The organism is Chamaesiphon sp., from assembly GCF_041737865.1.
Classification (GTDB): Bacteria; Cyanobacteriota; Cyanobacteriia; order Cyanobacteriales; family Chamaesiphonaceae; genus Chamaesiphon.
In genome coordinates this window covers 1-16,955 of the sequence record NZ_JBGSQZ010000322.1, presented here as the reverse complement: position 1 = coordinate 16,955, position 16,955 = coordinate 1, and the positions used below count along the sequence as shown (strand labels likewise).

13 protein-coding genes and 1 tRNA gene are annotated in these 16,955 nt (G+C 46.2%); 5 read left to right on the top strand and 9 right to left on the bottom strand.

All coding sequences use genetic code 11. The annotated features are described in order from the left end of the window. Positions 1–137: 137 nt before the first annotated feature. The 7 genes from ntrB to ACEW9J_RS25150 all read right to left on the bottom strand — a co-directional run bounded on the left by ntrB (position 138) and on the right by ACEW9J_RS25150 (position 6,815). Positions 138–983, bottom strand: coding sequence for a nitrate ABC transporter permease (ntrB, locus tag ACEW9J_RS25180; protein WP_373547812.1), 846 nt, complete (start codon positions 981–983; stop codon positions 138–140). Between the two features lie 300 nt (positions 984–1,283). After that, positions 1,284–2,609 (bottom strand): CmpA/NrtA family ABC transporter substrate-binding protein, encoded by a 1,326-nt coding sequence (locus tag ACEW9J_RS25175; protein ID WP_373547811.1) that lies wholly within the window; start codon positions 2,607–2,609, stop codon positions 1,284–1,286. 325 nt (positions 2,610–2,934) lie between these two features. Next, complete coding sequence (locus tag ACEW9J_RS25170) at positions 2,935–4,512, bottom strand: NAD(P)H-quinone oxidoreductase subunit 4 (RefSeq protein ID WP_373547810.1); 1,578 nt, start codon at positions 4,510–4,512, stop codon at positions 2,935–2,937. A 426-nt stretch (positions 4,513–4,938) separates the two neighbouring features. After that, positions 4,939–5,018 (bottom strand) — tRNA-Leu (locus ACEW9J_RS25165). Further along, the gene (locus ACEW9J_RS25160) at positions 4,997–5,875 is read right to left on the bottom strand and encodes a M48 family metallopeptidase (protein ID WP_373547809.1); all 879 of its coding nucleotides are present in this window, start codon (positions 5,873–5,875) and stop codon (positions 4,997–4,999) included. Before ACEW9J_RS25160 ends, ACEW9J_RS25165 begins: the two co-directional genes overlap by 22 nt. A 19-nt stretch (positions 5,876–5,894) precedes the next feature. Further along, positions 5,895–6,326 (bottom strand): tetratricopeptide repeat protein, encoded by a 432-nt coding sequence (locus ACEW9J_RS25155; RefSeq protein WP_373547808.1) that lies wholly within the window; start codon positions 6,324–6,326, stop codon positions 5,895–5,897. A gap of 132 nt (positions 6,327–6,458) precedes the next feature. After that, on the bottom strand, positions 6,459–6,815 hold the full coding sequence (locus tag ACEW9J_RS25150) for a HesB/IscA family protein (protein ID WP_373547807.1): 357 nt from the start codon (positions 6,813–6,815) through the stop codon (positions 6,459–6,461). A 303-nt stretch (positions 6,816–7,118) separates the two neighbouring features. On the opposite strand from ACEW9J_RS25150, the gene ACEW9J_RS25145 reads away from it, so the two are divergent. From ACEW9J_RS25145 to ACEW9J_RS25130, 4 genes are all read left to right on the top strand, one after another. After that, positions 7,119–8,720: a hypothetical protein gene (locus ACEW9J_RS25145; RefSeq protein WP_373547806.1), complete on the top strand. Its 1,602-nt coding sequence runs from the start codon at positions 7,119–7,121 to the stop codon at positions 8,718–8,720. A gap of 591 nt (positions 8,721–9,311) precedes the next feature. After that, a complete protein-coding gene (locus tag ACEW9J_RS25140) occupies positions 9,312–11,480 on the top strand; it encodes a serine/threonine phosphatase (RefSeq protein WP_373547805.1) in 2,169 nt (722 codons plus the stop codon). Positions 11,481–11,711: 231 nt separating this feature from the next. Next, positions 11,712–12,434: a Uma2 family endonuclease gene (locus ACEW9J_RS25135; protein ID WP_373547804.1), complete on the top strand. Its 723-nt coding sequence runs from the start codon at positions 11,712–11,714 to the stop codon at positions 12,432–12,434. Next, positions 12,431–13,600, top strand: a complete 1,170-nt coding sequence (locus tag ACEW9J_RS25130; RefSeq protein ID WP_373547803.1) for an AAA family ATPase — start codon at positions 12,431–12,433, stop codon at positions 13,598–13,600. Before ACEW9J_RS25135 ends, ACEW9J_RS25130 begins: the two co-directional genes overlap by 4 nt. A 118-nt stretch (positions 13,601–13,718) precedes the next feature. Here the strand turns inward: ACEW9J_RS25130 and ACEW9J_RS25125 are convergent, their stop codons facing one another. Continuing rightward, entirely contained in the window at positions 13,719–14,177 is a 459-nt protein-coding gene (locus ACEW9J_RS25125; protein WP_373547802.1) for a tetratricopeptide repeat protein, read from the bottom strand. 260 nt (positions 14,178–14,437) lie between these two features. Beyond that, positions 14,438–15,976, bottom strand: a complete 1,539-nt coding sequence (gene crtH / locus ACEW9J_RS25120) for a carotenoid isomerase (protein ID WP_373547801.1) — start codon at positions 15,974–15,976, stop codon at positions 14,438–14,440. A gap of 306 nt (positions 15,977–16,282) precedes the next feature. Here crtH and apcB point away from each other — a divergent pair, with 306 nt between their 5' ends. Next, the gene (apcB, locus tag ACEW9J_RS25115) at positions 16,283–16,792 is read left to right on the top strand and encodes an allophycocyanin subunit beta (RefSeq protein ID WP_373547800.1); all 510 of its coding nucleotides are present in this window, start codon (positions 16,283–16,285) and stop codon (positions 16,790–16,792) included. Positions 16,793–16,955 lie beyond the last annotated feature (163 nt).

The window sequence follows — 16,955 nt, the reverse complement described above, 5'->3', positions numbered from 1 at the left end:
TTAGGATATAATTGATAATTAATAATTGATAATTGATAGCTTGCACTGTTGGCGTTAGCCTGCCGTAGGCATAGTGTTGATAGTTAATAGGATGTAGGGTGTGTTAGGCAACAGCCGCATGAGCACCAAGGTTGAAACTACTTCAAATCTTCGGCAACAATCTTGGTCGCGATGAAGGCGATCGATCGATCTAATAAGAAACCAACTATTCCCACATAAATCAAAGCGAGAATAATCCGATCGAGGTAGGCATTATTATAAGACTCCCAGATAAAAAAGCCGATGCCTACATCACTTCTGAGCATTTCCGCAGCGACGATCGCCAGCCAAGACAAACCGATGCCAATCCGCAATCCAGTAAATATGTAAGGTAATGATGCAGGTAATAAAATCTTGAAGAAATAAGCTTTATTTGATAACTTTAGTACTCGTTTAACGTTGATATAATCTTGAGGAATCTGTTGCACGCCAACGGTAGTATTAATCAAAATTGGCCAGACAGCAGTAATGAAGATTACAAAAATTGCGGCTAGTCCATTATCCTTGAGAGCTGCCAGCGCGATCGGCAACCATGCCAATGGTGGAATCGTTCTCAATACCTGAAAAATTGGATCCAGCGATCGATATACTAATTTATTAGAGCCAATTAAAATCCCAAATCCTACCCCAACAATTGCTGACAAACTAAACCCGATCGCTACCCGTTGCAGACTAGCAAAAACTTGTAGAGCTAAACCTTTAGAATTGCCCCCATTGTCAAAAAATGGATTTATAATAAATGGATCCCAAGCACCCTGCACTACTTGAATCGGCCCTGGCAATCCTTCTGAACCAGGTAGACATAGTAGTTGCCAGATTGTCAAGAATACTAGCAAAGCAACCACTGGCGGTAGAATTCCTCTGGCTTGTTTGACAATCCAAGAGTTATTATTGCTATTACTCCCACGGCGATTTTTTGTGACTTTCTGACTACTTACTGCCATAATTCTCCTAGTTATTAATATCCGATACCCCAAGCGGGGCTAAAGTAAAAGATCCCCTCCTGGGATCGACGTTTTTAGATCTAGGGTTCCCTCGAATAAAAAACGTCAAGACAGCGAAAAGTGCGGGAACAGGGGTTTCCCCAAGTAGAGCACCTTTTCAAGACAGGGGTGCCCGCAGGTTAGAGTGGAGTCCGTAGTAATATATTTATTCGATAGAGATTGCCCAGAAACTAAATGGTGGGCAGTGCCCACCCTGCCTCACGACAAAATACTTACTCACACATTACTGCTTTAGCTAATTTAAGCCTTCTTAATCTTGAGAGATTTAAGATACTCATCAGGCTTTTCCGGATCGAATTTTACCCCATCAAAGAAGGTTTCCACACCACGGGAAGTACTAGTCGGAATTTGTGCAGCATCAACCTTTAGAGCCGTCGCTGCTGCTTTCCATAAGTCCTCACGATTGACCTTTTTAATCATCTCCTTGGCTTTGACAAAATCAGTTGGAATATTACCCCAACGCATGTTTTCAGTTAAGAACCACAGATCGTGACTTTGATAGGGATAGGAAGTATTATCCGCCCAGAATTTCATCGAGTTGGGATAATTAGCCTCAGTTCGGCCGTCACCATAATCGATTTTACCCTGAATCCTACCGAGGATATCGGCGACAGGAATATCAAACCATTTAGGCATGGAAATAATTTTAGCCATTTCCTCTTTATTCTCTGGCTTGTCACACCACTGTTGTGCTTCTTGAACTGCCATGAGGATTGCTTGAGTTGCTTTAGGATTTTTGTCTACCCAATCAGCTCGCATTGCCAAGGCTTTTTCGGGATGATCTTTCCACAGTTCGCCAGTTACTAATGCGGTATAACCCAGCTTTTGATTGACTAATCTGGCATTCCAAGGTTCGCCCACACAAAAAGCTTCCATACTTCCTGTTTTCATGTTCGATACCATCTGTGGGGGTGGTACGGGCACGAGGGAGACATCTTTATTTGGATCTACACCATTAGCTGCTAACCAATAACGCATCCACAGATCGTGAGTACCGCCAGGAAAAGTAATCGCTGCTTTGAGATCTGATTTACCACCAGCTTTGGTTTTAGCTTGTGCTAGAGCATCTTTAAATCCCGCTCCTCTGAGTTGAATTTTGGCGTCTTTATAGGTATTGGCGACCGAAATTGCCTGCCCGTTTGTATTCAGTCGTGCCAAAATATACATTGGTACGGGTTGTTTCGTTTTAGTCATGCCCATCGTCATGAAATAGGGCATTGGTGACAAAATATGCGCCCCATCGATACCGCCGCCACTAGAGCCAGTCTCTAAATTATCGCGAGTAACCGGCCAAGAAGTTTGCTTGAGCACTTCGACATCTTTCATGCCATATTTAGCAAACAAACCTTTCTCTTTGGCAATGATTAATGGTGCTGAATCTGTCAGGGGAATAAATCCTAGTCTAGCAGTGGTTACTTCTGGAGCATCTGCTGCGGCAATTGTGGGCGTGGTATCAGTAGAACCTTTTTCGCCTTCAGCTTTTTTACTACAGGCATTGGTTAGGACGCTAGCTGCGGCAGTAATCCCAGACGCGAGCATAAACTTCCTTCTCGAAAATTGATTCATATATTTACCGATCGTTGCTCGTATTTAGATCTCTAAAATCGCTATATGCCATTTAGTCCTAACCATTGTCGTTTTTGAATGCCTAGAAAACTGTGATTTTTGTTACCGATTTCCAATTACCTGTTGATAAACATCGATTTTTAGAATCATAAAATACGGAAATTCAAAACAGTAACGATCGCTACCGTTTACAGCTATTATTAATTCACAAAAAATTATCAGATCGATAATCTAATCTAATCTATATCCCCAGCGAAAAGGGCACCCCTACAAGTTAATGCTGTAGGGATGCCCTTTAGATATAGCCTTTCAACTAAAAAGATGATTACTCGATGATTTTTGGTGCTCGTAGAAACTCACTGACAGCAACTGGATTGGACTGCTGCCGAGCGATTGTCGGAACGGAATCCCGCAGATGTGCTGTCAAAGCGGTAGTTGTCGGATCGTAAATCTGGGTGAGGAGTTTGGGATAAAAACCTACCCCAATAATCGGTACCAATAGACAGGCGATGATAAACACCTCTCGCGGTTCGGCATCGACTAACTCTTCATGTTCGACTAATTCTTTATTTTCCGCACCGTAAAAGATTTCTCGCAGCATCGAGAGCAGATAAATCGGTGTCAAGACTACGCCGATCGCGGCAATTAGCACCATGATTACTTTAAACTGAGGGTTGTAAGCATCACTGGTGACAAAGCCAACAAATACCATCAATTCAGCTACGAAGCCGCTCATCCCAGGTAATGCTAGCGAAGCCATCGAACAGGCAACAAACATCGCAAAGATCTTTTTCATCTTTTGTCCGACACCCCCCATTTCGTCTAACATCAACGTGTGAGTGCGATCGTAAGTAGCCCCAACTAGGAAAAATAAACTCGCCCCAATCAAGCCATGCGATACCATCTGCAAGACTGCGCCACTCATCCCGATATCGGTAAAGGAGGCAATCCCAATCAGCACAAATCCCATGTGAGAAATTGAAGAATAAGCAATCTTCCGTTTGAGATTTCTCTGTGCGAAAGAAGTCAATGCAGCGTAGACAATATTCACCACCCCCAGCACGATTAAGACTGGTGCAAAAGTAGCATGAGCGTCAGGCAACATCCCTGCATTCATCCGAATCAGGGCATAACCACCCATCTTCAGCAAAATTCCGGCGAGTAGCATGTGGACGGGTGCCGTAGCTTCTCCATGTGCATCTGGGAGCCACGTATGCAGGGGAATAATCGGTAATTTCACCCCATAGGCAATCAACAACCCAGCATACATAAATAACTGAAAATTCTGGGCGTAATCCTTGGCTGCCAATGTCCGCATATCAAAGCTGATCGTATCGCCATAAAATCCCATCGCTAAGGCAGCTACCAGGATGAATAAGGAGCCGCCAGCCGTATACAGGATAAACTTGGTCGAAGCATATAGTCGCTTCTTCCCGCCCCAAATAGACAGGAATAGATAAACAGGGATCAGTTCTAGCTCCCAGACAAGGAAAAATAGCAACATATCTTGCACGGCGAAGACAGCCACCTGTCCGCCGTACATCACCAACATCAAAAAGTAAAACAGCTTGGGCTTGAAGGTGACGGGCCAAGCTGCTAAGATTGCCAGCGTACTGATAAAGCCTGTGAGCAATACTAACGGCATGGAGAGACCATCCACACCCACCGACCATCTCAAATCTAGTTGTGGCACCCAAGGATAACTCTCGACCAATTGTAACTGGTCGCTATGAATGTCATAGTGATTGGCAAATGTATAGACAATCAGGACAAAATCGAGCAAGCCCACGATCAGAGCATACCAGCGAACTGTCCGCCCATCTTTATCGGGAATAATCGGAATCGCCAGGGACGCCAGAACTGGAAATAAGATAATCGCTGTCAACCAGGGAAAGCTATTCATAGGCATTAAAATCGGGATGTGCCCAATAGATTAGTTAATATATTTAGTGACGATCGAGGGTGGGAATGCGATCGGGTCTAAAATCTGAAGGATGAAGGAGATTTGTTGAGACAATACTCGCGCAGACGAGTCAATTGTTAAGCTAAAAGTTCTGATAGCAATTCTCAGCTTGGGATACTGCCTCAATGAATGACAGCCGATCGCAGCTAGCTACTTTGACGCATGGGATCTAGTCTTTGGACGTTAAACCACACCTCTTTGACACTATATGCGATCCCCAGAGGGTGGGACTGGGATCGAAGAATTCCTTAACAAGTTTTTAGGAGTGAGAACACACAAAGAAACCCGACTTCTGTAGAGAAGTCGGGTTTCTGGAATACGTAAATCTAGAATAGATTTAGGTATGGTTTTGGTAGTTAAGTGCTATGGCCAGCGTCGGACTCGAACCGACACGCTTTCGCGGATGATTTTGAGTCAACTGCGTCTACCAATTCCGCCAGCCAGCCGTATTTATAGCTTGCTTATCATAACGCATAGATGGGTTATTTAGCAAGGACTGGTAATTATCGGTTTGCGACCAGAGATCGATCTCCTTTGCCCGCAATACGGGTACCGGATGGCTGAGTTGTTCGGTTTGGCTAGCCGTGAGCATTTTGCCAAAACTAGTATTCCCGATCGCTTCGTAGGCACGAGCCTGAGCCAAAAACGCATCGACATTTAGTAATGGTGCTAGCAGTGGGGAACCACCAGAAAGTTTCATCAATACTGAGATGACTGTTTTGGGATCTTGACTGACCAGGAGCGCGGCTCGATCGCAACTAAACTCGGCACAGCGCAACCATTGGAGCATTTGAGCCTGAAGATTTTGGGCGATCGCATTTCCGATGCCTGGTAATAAACCACCTGTGGCGAGAACGATGATATTTGCTAGAGTGAGATAGACGCCATGTTCGCATTTGAGATGCCCCAACTCGTGGGCGAGTACCGCCTGGAGTTCTGCTGGGGTAAGTAAGTCTACCAGTGAGGTATGGACGACAATAAACGGTTTCTTACCCCGCACTGCCATCGTATAAGCATTTGGGGCTGGATGCTGTTTGAGATATAGTTGAGGCACTTCTAGATCGAGGATCTGACAGGCTTCAACTAATAATTTGTGAATGTCGGGGAGTTGTTGTTCGCCAATCAGGACACTGGCTGCAATGTTATTTAAATACAAAAAGTCTTCGGTTACGCCACCTAATAAATTGCGAACCAACAAATCCAAGCCTGGAAGTCTCCGCAGACTAGTAGTGGCTTCTAAGTCTAGGGGGTGTCGAAATCGATCGGCTTTGAGACCGATTAATTGAGTCTTGGTGTTTAACATTTTTAGAATTATCGAAATATTAGTCTTCAAATATCAACTTTTCGATCCGTTTGAGACTTGCCCAGTCAGGTTTACGGGCAAATCCATCCTTAAAGTTTGCGACTACCTGTTCGTGGACTTCAGGCGCAGCCTCGACGAGACTTTTGGCCATCTCAATGTGTTCGCGGACACCAGATTGCTTGGTTTCTAGCATTGCTGCGGCGAGATTGATCCGCGTTTGGGCATCAAAGGGATCGATCTTCATCGATTTTTGGGCAGCTTTCATTGCCAGTTGGGGCTTATCTTCGAGCAAGTACAACCAGGCTAAACATGTCCAGGCACTATCGAGTTTTGGCGATCGATTACAAATATCGACGAAAATCGGTAGTAGCTGTGCCGGACTTTTCTCCCCAGCCTGATAGTCCTGAATCGCGTTGTCAAATAATTCAGCAGGAGTGATGGTTTCAGTCATGAATTTAGGGGAGGGTGAATAGTGAATGGTGGATAGTGGATGGTGAATAAATGCTGGGCTTTCAAGATTGAGGAATAAACAGATATCGATTTCTATCCACTATCCACCATTCACTATCCACTATTCCTGCCCTTAAACTGCAAAAGACTTACCACAGCCACAACTTTGAGCGGCGTTGGGGTTGGTAAATTGGAAACCACCACCGATCATGGCGTCGCTGTAGTCGAGGACTAAACCGTAGACATACAACATACTCTTGCGATCGCAGACTAGTTTAAAACCGCCATAGTCGCAGATTTCATCATCATCGCGAATTTGACTGGGATCTTCAAAATCCATCACATAGGACATCCCCGAACAACCACCTTGGCGGACACCCACTCGTAAGCAGAGATCTTTACCTTGCTTTTCACGCAATGCGAGTACGTGTGCCAGCGCATTATCGGTCATTTGGATGCTGGGCTTTTTAGCTGTCATTACTTCAGTCATGACCTTCGATCGACTCCTAGTAAAAAATCTGGTTGTGGATTTGAGATCTAAATAAATCTCATCCTAAATCTATGTTAACTTCTCTGACCCAAAAGGTCATAAGATCGGAATGATGGATACTGTAACTTAAAATGAAGATCTATTCTAGATTTTAAAGGATCTGACTTGAATCACCAGTGGCGACAGTCTTGGCAACGTTTGGGTGAGTCTGTGCAAACAGATCGCGCAAACCAGGTTTGACTAGAAGCTGTGGTGACGATCTGATTGATTCTGCTAACGCTCGATCCCAGGTGCAATTTGATTATGACGGCGATTAGTCCTTCGACTCGACGACGACTCCAACAACTCCCTCAAGTTCCTAGTGTGTGGGAGGGAGACAGGCGATATGTAGCGCAATTGATGGAAGAAGCAGATCCAGAAAGCGACGAGCGACGGGAATCGATCGTGTGGGTTGACGGGGTTGAATGTGTCGTGCGATCGATGGAAGTGGTCAATGCCACGATGGGCATCGAAGCGATCGTCAGGGCACTGATCAAGGCAATGGAGGCACCTCAACCGCCTTCCCAGCCAGCTCGTCCCCAGAAAATCATCGTTTGCGATCGGCAGTTGCAATTTTATCTGCGGGGAGTGCTTCAGGACTTGGACATCATCGTTGATTATGTACCAGAATTGCCTGTGATCGATGAATTATTCAATCGGTTTGCCCAGATGGCTGGCGCACGGATTCCCAAATTGCCCCGCAAATATTTGGAGCTACTCAGAGCGACAGCTAGAGAACTGTGGGATCTGGCTCCTTGGTCGATGCTAGCTGATTATGAGGCAATTTCGATCGAGTTAAATCGCTGGGACATCCAAAAATTTTATGTCTCGGTGATGGGGATGTTGGGGATGGAGTATGGGGTATTGCTGTATCGCTCGGTTGATTCCCTGCGACGGTTTCGGGCGATGGCTCTAAATGAAGATGAATCGCTCCAGATGGAGTCAGCATTCTTGTCTCAAGATTGTATCTTTGTGACTTTCGATGCGATCGCCCCAGATCCAGATGGCGATCTGGGTACATTGCTTGCGGCGGAGATCGAGCCGAACTTTGGAAACATCCATCCAATGGAGGGAATGCGCCCCTTCTTGTACGAGGAAGAAGCGATCGCGACCCATGTTGCCCTAGACGCGCTCAAGGGGTTTGTGAGCGAGTTTAGGCAGCAATTGCAAGCAGACGATCTGCCCAGTCTGACTACCTGCATCTCAGTGACTACCCCCGATACCAACCAGATCCACCAGGTGAGTGTCGAGACGCTCCCCGAACTCTCCCAGGAATTGCTCGGTATGCACCTAGCAATTGGCTCGGATGATGAGTTCGATCCATTGGAACTCCAGATTCGCGAGGACTTAATTCCCCACAATTCATTTATCAGTTTGGGGATGATGCCCTGGGATCGAGTAGAGACAATTCGCCAATCTGCTGACTATCATCAAACCAGTCAAGTCACACAGGCTGGGGAAGGATTGCCAATTATCCTGATCCAAACCACCCGCCCCAAAGCCCGCGAAATTATCGATCGGATTCAACAAGCTGGCGGCTTACAGGGGATTTGCTTCAATCCTGGCGAAGATCCGATCGCTGGAGCCAGTTTTGACTTGGGAATACTCCAGTTAGCTGATGGCGAAATGCAGTTATTTGGCGAGTTTCGGAATGAAAGTGCGGTACATATTGAAGCCCGCAAAAAGTGGAACCAGCGCAGCAAAAAAACTCAGGGTTATTGTGGGTTGATCGTGGCTCAGGGGTTGACAGGCAAAGCCCGTGGCAATCCAGGTATTCGCGAAACAATTGCCTTCCTCGAAACCAAGTCTTTATCCAACGACGATCTAGGCTTAGGCACATTACAATTGACACCTCATTTTGAGTAAGATATCTAGCTAGGAGCGATTGTTGCCGATCGGCTCAAATTTGCGGATGAGTCTAAATCTCAGCAATCGTCCAAGTGAACCTTAGCACTGGTCACTCAAATCTGCTAGCGACTCTCATCCCACCCATTCCCGCGAGCCGCCGATCGGAACGCTCCGCTGTGCCTACGCTAACGCGTTGGCGTAGGCAACGCCTTGCGCTTACGGAACGAGAATCGATCTACCATTCACTCACTACCCCAGATCTCTAATTTGACAATGGTTAACATAGATTAGGCACATTGATTGTGAATTTGAGTCGATCGAGTGGGAAGTATAGATAGTAGGGCATTTATTTTGTCTAGATTAGATCGATCCGCGACTGGTATATGGCAAACTAGATCCAAATCTGCGTAAATTTAGCTTTGTAGTAAGTTTCTGGCGAGGCTAAATCGGCGGTAATAGGTTTGGGAGTTGTAAGAAACAGATAAAAAATCCGACCTGTGAAAATGCTTAGATCCCACTCACTCACAACAAATCCTGTCAGGACTCTCAAATAATCCCCGCTGGCTTTGAGGCGGCTATCTCATAACCATCTGCGTGCTGTCATTTACCATGCTTACCTGTTCCCACTGTCGATCGTCAAATCCAGACAACCATAACTTTTGTCAAAGTTGCGGCCGATCGCTCAAGCACTATATCTGTCATAATTGTAGTAGTGATGTAGAATTTGATGCCCAAAATTGTCCCCAGTGTCAAGCAATCAGTGGTACATACTGGCAGGCAATTATCGAGCCGACAGCAAGTGAGACAATGGGGGCAGGTATTGTCCCCACCAGCACAGATGAGTTAAATCCTGCCGCTCCTGTAGCAATCGCCACAGTCACCGATAGTGCCAGCGACCTCCAGGTACTGATTAGCCCGTGGGATCTACCCCCACCAGTGCTGGCTGTACCTGTGGAGATTGCCCCAGCAAATTTGTCGTCGGGCACAATTAGCGACGATTTGGAGACTAGTCCTTGGGACTTGGGACGAACGGAGTCAACTTTTAGCAGATCGACCTCAGCGCAACCCAGCCAGGATGCAGCTATTCCCTGGAGTACCGTCGCTACCAACCCAGACCAACCACTGGTAACAACTACCTATCTCGATCCTCAGTGTCAATATAGATTGCTCGATCCTGTGGTCATCCAACTATTGAGACCGAGTGACTTTAGCCAAGTACGGGTAATCGATCGTCAACCTTTCTGTAATTCCCTCTTGGAGATATTGATGGAGCAAGAACTCGCCACATTAGACAACGCCGAAGACCCTAGCGTACCGCCAGGTGAATCACCAGCACAAACAAATCGACAATGGCAATTTTGGAATAGTCATGGCATTCCCAAAGTTGCCCAGGCCTATATCGCCCTACAAGTAAGTTTGCCAGGGACAATTCCCGCGATTCGCGATGGTTGGGATAAAGATGGCAAAACAGTGACCATTGTTGAGGATCGCAGCGACTGGACACAGTTGATAGCTAGTTGGAACGAGCCGAATATCCCCGCATCACAGACGATCTACTGGCTCGACTATACGCTCAAACTATGGGTTGCACTCGAACCGTGGCAAATGCGCCAAAGCTTATTAGAAATCGCTAATTTGTTACTAGATGAAGATGCGAGGATCTGCTTTCAACGGTTGTACCCAGAACCAGCAGATCGCCAACTCAAGCTGGCAGATTTGGCTCAGATGTGGAAAAGTTTATTCGATCGAGCGGATCGATTTGACGCCAATGAAGCGCGTCAGTTGCCCTCACCGCTAGTAGATCTGATCCACTCCATCCAGATTGGCGAAGTAGAACGAGTTGAGGAAGTCAGATCTAGACTTCAGCAAATTGCCTATGAACTAGAACCAAAACAACTCAGCGCACCCCTCAAATCCTCAGCATCGGGGGATTTAAGTATCGCTCATGATGCGCCGACAATTGGCTTGGATCGGAAACTAATCGGTTTGGAAGATGCGGCTGCTACCCACACTGGGAAAAAGCGCGACCACAATGAAGATTGCTTCGGGATTGTCAGCCGGATCGAACGCCGAGATAGTCCTAAAGGCAAAAAGATCTCCGCCCAGGGTTTATATATTCTCTGTGATGGGATGGGGGGACATGCTGGTGGAGAAATAGCTAGCTCCATGACAGTTGACCTGTTGCGAGACTATTTTGCGACTAAATGGGGTGATACTCTCCCCGACGAGCAAACGATCCGTGAAGGGATTGTGGCGGCAAATGAGGCGGTGTTTGAAATCAACCAAAAAAATTCGGCTCAGGGTAGTGGCAGAATGGGTACTACTCTGGTACTAGTGCTAGTTCAAGACCAAAATATTGCTGTCGCGCATGTGGGCGACTCGCGCTGTTATGGGATTACACCTACTCAGGGTTTGATCCAACTCACCCTCGACCATGAAGTCGGACAGCAACAAATCTTACGGGGAGTCGATCCAGAGATTGCTTATGGTCGTCCCGATTCTTATCAATTGACTCAAGCAATTGGGCCGCGCGATCGCAATTATATTGCCCCTGATATCAGATTCTTTGAACTCCAAGAAGATACTTTGATTTTACTGGCTTCTGACGGTTTAACTGACAATCAACTACTAGAAAATTACTGGCTCACAAATGTTGCACCATTGCTATCTAATGATTCTAATCTTCAAGATGGAGTCGATCGGTTAATCGATTTTGCCAATGAATACAACGGGCATGATAATATTACAGCGATGGTAGTTCGAGCTAAGTTGGGTTGATAGTTGATAGTTGATAGTTGATAGTTGATAATTGATAATTGATAATTGATATAGCAATCCTATTTGATTTGTACAAATGTAGGGTGTGTTATCGTGGAGCGTAACGCACCAAAGAGTAGTAAATCTCACGAATAAAATAGGATTGCTCTAGTTGATAAATCCGATCCTCGATTTTTGTAGAGGAATCTTGTTAAAATTGAGACAAATATAGTTAGAAAGAGCATAATTTAAATGCTAGCTACTAATCAGATAGTTTATCCAGACAGTGACGGGCAACCGATGGCAGATAATACCAAGCAGTTCCGCTGGATTATGCTGATCCACGCCAATCTAAACTGGTTGTTTCGCGACGAAGAACTAGTTTTTGTAGCGGGAGATTTATTGTGGTATCCCGTCGAAGGTAATCCTAAATATCGAGTGGCTCCAGATGTGATGATAGCCTTTGGTAGACCAAAAGGCGACAGGGGTTCATACAAACAATGGCAAGAAGATAATATCGCTCCTCAAGTGGTATTTGAGATTCTCTCTCCAGGCAATACCGAGGGCGAAATGGATCGCAAATTACAGATTTATGCTCGGTGTGGCGTGGAAGAGTACTATATCTACGATCCAGACCGATTTGTGCTGAAAGGCTACCAACGCAGCGATGACTTTTATCTCGAACGAATCGATCGGATGGATGGATGGACTAGTCCGCGTTTAGGGATTACTTTTGAGTTAATTGAAGGCGAATTGCAACTTACCCATCCTGATGGGCGAGTCTTTGAGAGTTTCGATAATGTCGCCACCGAACGCGATTTAATTTGTGCTGACAACCAGCAGCTAGAGAGCGATAAACAACAACTAGAGACTGATAAACAACAATTAGAGGCTGAGAAAAAACAACTAGAGGCTGCAAAAAATAAGCGAGATGCTAAACTCCGAGAATTGGGGATCGATCCAGACACTCTATGATGTTCGATAGTCTGGCTCCAATTTGGTTATTTCTGGGTGGCTTGGTCCTACGCTACGGAGGGGATTTACTCAAAACGATCGCTCAGTTTGGACTGCAAAGATTGGCGTGTCAAATCACGATCGCTGAAACTAATCCGATTTATAGTGCGATCTGTTGGGAATTGGAACGTACGGGTAAAGTTTATGATTTTAGTGAATTAATCTACACTTCGACACCATTAGTACCACCCGCGATCGAATCACCAACGCTCAAAACCAAGTTAGAACCGCGTTCGGGGTGGATTGGAATTGGCTACCAGGGCGCGTATATCGGTATCCACCGTCATGATTTTAAAGTAACTGAGTTGCAGAATACCCAGCTCATCACCTTGGCAACATTGCGCTGGTGGCAGCCTCAGATGCTCAAATGGTTGACCAATATTGAGGCAAATTATAATCTAGAAGCACCGTTAATCGTCAGACTAATTGGCGGTACCATCTCAATTGTGCGGACTCAAACCAAGCGGCGACGAGAAACCTTGGCAATCGATACCGTCACCGAAACCACACTGTTTAAAGATCTCGATCGATTCCTTCAGAGTCGCGATCTCTATCGTCAACGGGGCATCCCGTGGCGGCGGGGATATCTGCTCTACGGCCCTCCAGGGACGGGTAAAAGCTCGCTCATCCAAGCGATCGCCAGTTACTACGGTCGGCAGCTTGTCTCGCTCTCCCTGACTGATATGGACGATAGTGCCTTGCTGCGCGCCTGGTCGGAAATTACCGCAAATTCGATCGTTGCCCTCGAAGATATCGATAGTGTATTTACAGGTCGTAAACCTTTAGGCGATCTGTCATTTAGTGCCCTCCTCAATACCCTAGACGGTGCAGGAGCCGTCGAAGGCAGTATTACGATCTTGACGACCAATCACCGAGCACAACTCGATCCTGCCCTGATTCGCCCTGGTAGATGCGATCGAGAGTTCAAATTAGACTATCTGAGTGCGGAAAGTTGCGCCAAGATGTTTGGTTGTTTCTTTCCCGATTCTAACTTAGCCACAGTCGTCTCTGAGCAGTTGGGTAGTTATCGAGTTTCTCCAGCGGCATGGCAAAATTATCTTCAGTGCCAGGATAGTGCTGAGGAAGCAGTAACCAATTGTAATTTTGCCGATCTGCAACTGGATTAGAGGATTTCAAGCGACGGCACTCATTGCCAACTGACATATTAGTCCGCGCAGGTGGACTTTGCATCATAAGCCGAGACTTTCAGTCTCCAGGCTCTTCTTATCCTAAACTGACGTTAATTTACTTCGCCTGTCGAATCAGCTCGATCGTTTTATTATAATCGGCTGTTTGTCCCTGCTGGCGGAATAATTGGGCACCTTTATTGAGATCGGCAATTGCTCCCTTTTTATCGCCGATAGTTAATTTAACCGCACCTCGGTTGCTGTAAGTCTCCGCATCTTGGGGATTGAGGGAGATCGATCGATCGAAATCTAGAATCGCCCCGCGCTTGTCGCCTAGTTCAAATTTTGCCACACCCCGATTGTAGTAAATCAGCGCATCTTGAGGATCGAGGGCAATCGCGCGATCGTAATCCTTAATTGCCCCCTGAGCATCGCCATGCTGATACTTAGTAGCACCTTGCTCGTTGTAGTCTATGGCAGGCTTGGGGATGGGCAGAGAAAAACTAGATGAGCAAGCAGATAGGGGAATCGAGATCGTTGAAAAGAGGAGGGTGAGCGATACAATCGTGGCTTTCATGGAAATATAGCAGTTTCCGGTGCGATGAGATGGGGGATGAGAAATAGGGCAATCGATCGATTGTCCCTACTACTGCATTTTCACTGTTTTACCACACAGCAGGGGTTGAAAGCTCCTGCCTTTAGGCATATTTGTTGTTAGTCCGTTCTAAATCTCCCCAACAACTTCGTCTCGATTCGCTAAACTTTCTCTGCGATCCCCTGCGCGAACGGCGGCAAGAGCGAATCGCTGTCAACTGTCAACTATCTACCGCGACTTTGCTAGAATCCCAAATCTGCGGCAATCCGGTGAGCGCAAGCAAACCCAGAAAACGCTACAGCATTCAATCCTTGCCCTGGGAAAGTACTATCGCCGACACAATATAGTCCAGGTACCGCCGTGCGATTGAATGGCATATTTAATAATCCTGGTAACTTCCGACGGGGAACTGGGCCGTAACTACCGTCAGCACGACCGAGGAAGCGTCTGTGAGTGCGTGGAGTACCAATTTCCATAAAATCTAAACCTGCGTCTAGCCCAGGGAAAATCCGCTCCAATCGATCGATTATCGATCCTGCTTGGGCTTCTTTTTTTGCTTCATAATCACTAGGACTTAAACCTTCCCAATCACTCATCCAACTAGGTGTAAAAGCATGAATAATATGATATCCATCCGGTGCCAAACTCGGATCGAGTAAAGTGGGAATCGACACAAAAATTGTCCCTTCTGGCTCTTCCATCTGCGTCCAATCTTCCAGCAGTACATGGTGACACTCAGTCCCCACAGGTAATACCTTTGCTGCCACGCCTAGATGCAGACTCAAGAAAGCTGGAGACTTCTGATAGCGTTGCTGCCATTTGCGCTCCTTGGCGGGCATCTCGGCTGGTGGTAACAGCTTCTCAAAAGTATCCCACCGAGTCGCATTGGATACGATCCGTTGAGCGCGAAAAATCTTGCCACTTGCCAATTCTACCCCGACAGCCCGACCTTGCTCGGTGATGATTTTTTTCACCCGTGACTTGTAGTGGATTTCACCGCCAGCTTTTTCCAAGCCAGCCACTAACTTTTGGGCGATTTGTCCGACACCACCTTTGGGATAATTAATCCCCCCATAATGTCTATCTGAAAATACCATTCCCGCATTAATCATCGGGGTGAGTTCGGCAGGCACCACCGACCAAATATAGCACTCAATATCAATAAACTTGAGGACATTTGGATCTTTGATATATTTGCGCGCGATATCCCCAACATTTAGCGGTAAATACTTCACCAAACCCAGACAAGCAGCCGGATGCTGAAAAAAGACCCGAGTCAGATACCGCAACTCTTCGAGCGATAATAAATCCATCGCATTTAGACAATTAAACACCCGCCAACACTCATCATAAAACTGTCTAATTCCCTTGGCTTCATGCGGAAATTTAGCAAATAATTCCTGTAAAAATTGCTCGTAATCCTGATGAACCTTAATATCTAGATCGTTGGGTAAATGATATTGCACCTGTACCGGATCGGCAATCGTTTCGATCTTTTCGCCCACCGCTGCCAACGCACGAGTCAATAAATTAGTAGTACCTTTTTGCCCAAATCCAAAAATCATCGAAGCACCAACGTCAAATCGATAGCCCTGACGATCGAAATAGCCCGAACTCCCCCCAGGAATCAGATAGCTCTCTAGTACCAACACCTTTGCACCTTTAGCCGCCAACTGAGTCGCTGTCACCAATCCGCCAATCCCCGAACCAATGATAATGGCATCGAAATTGGTTCGATCGTCCAGAGTAGCGTTAGCTTCAGTAATAGCACTCACAGTCATAATTAACTCAATTGACAGTTAGGTTTTTATTGATGGTGGGGGAATCAGCCCCCGATCGATGACAACTTTACGTCAGTCATATAGTATCTAATTTTACCCCTTTTCTCTCCTAACGCAAAGGCGCGGCTCTATTGACGATCGGTGGTCATACAGTGTGATACCGTGAACGGTGAATCTAGAAAAAAGATTGAGAAACACCTTTTCGTCGTACCTAATTTAAATTGCGAATTGTAACGTGGCTGTCCCGCATGGGGGTGTTTTTCTGCGATACTGATACGATAAAAGAATCTATGTTGGAACGATCTCATGCGGGATGCTGTAACAAATCTCATTAAAAGTTACGATATAACAGGTCGTTATCTAGATCGGAACGCGATCGATAGCTTAAAATCTTACTTTGATACTGGTGCGGCGAGAATTAATGCTGCTGGGGTCATCAATGCCAATGCAGCCGCGATCGTCAAGCAGACAAGTTTGCAGTTATTTGATGAATTACCAGAATTAATCCGACCTGGTGGCAATGCCTACACTACCAGGCGTTATGCTGCTTGTCTGCGGGATCTGGATTATTATCTCCGATATGCTAGCTATGCGATCGTGGCTGGAGATACGAATGTGCTGGATGAGCGAGTGCTGCAAGGCTTGCGAGAGACTTATAATTCTCTAGGTACCCCCATCGCTCCAACAGTGCGGGGAATTCAAATTATGAAGGCTCTGATCAAAGATCGATTAGCCTTGGCTGGTACGACTGACACTACCTGTGTAGATGCACCTTTCGATCACATGACTCGTGAAATCAGCGAACGGGACATCTAATCGTTTCGTTTAGCAGCTTAATCCTTAGAGGGTGTTTGAAAAGTATAGATTGAATCCCCCCAGCCCCCTTAAAAAGGGGGAGCAAGAGTCTTAGTCCCCCTTTTTAAGGGGGATTTAGCGGCTCGCTATGGGCGGGGTTCCCCCGCACATAAAAGCGAGACAA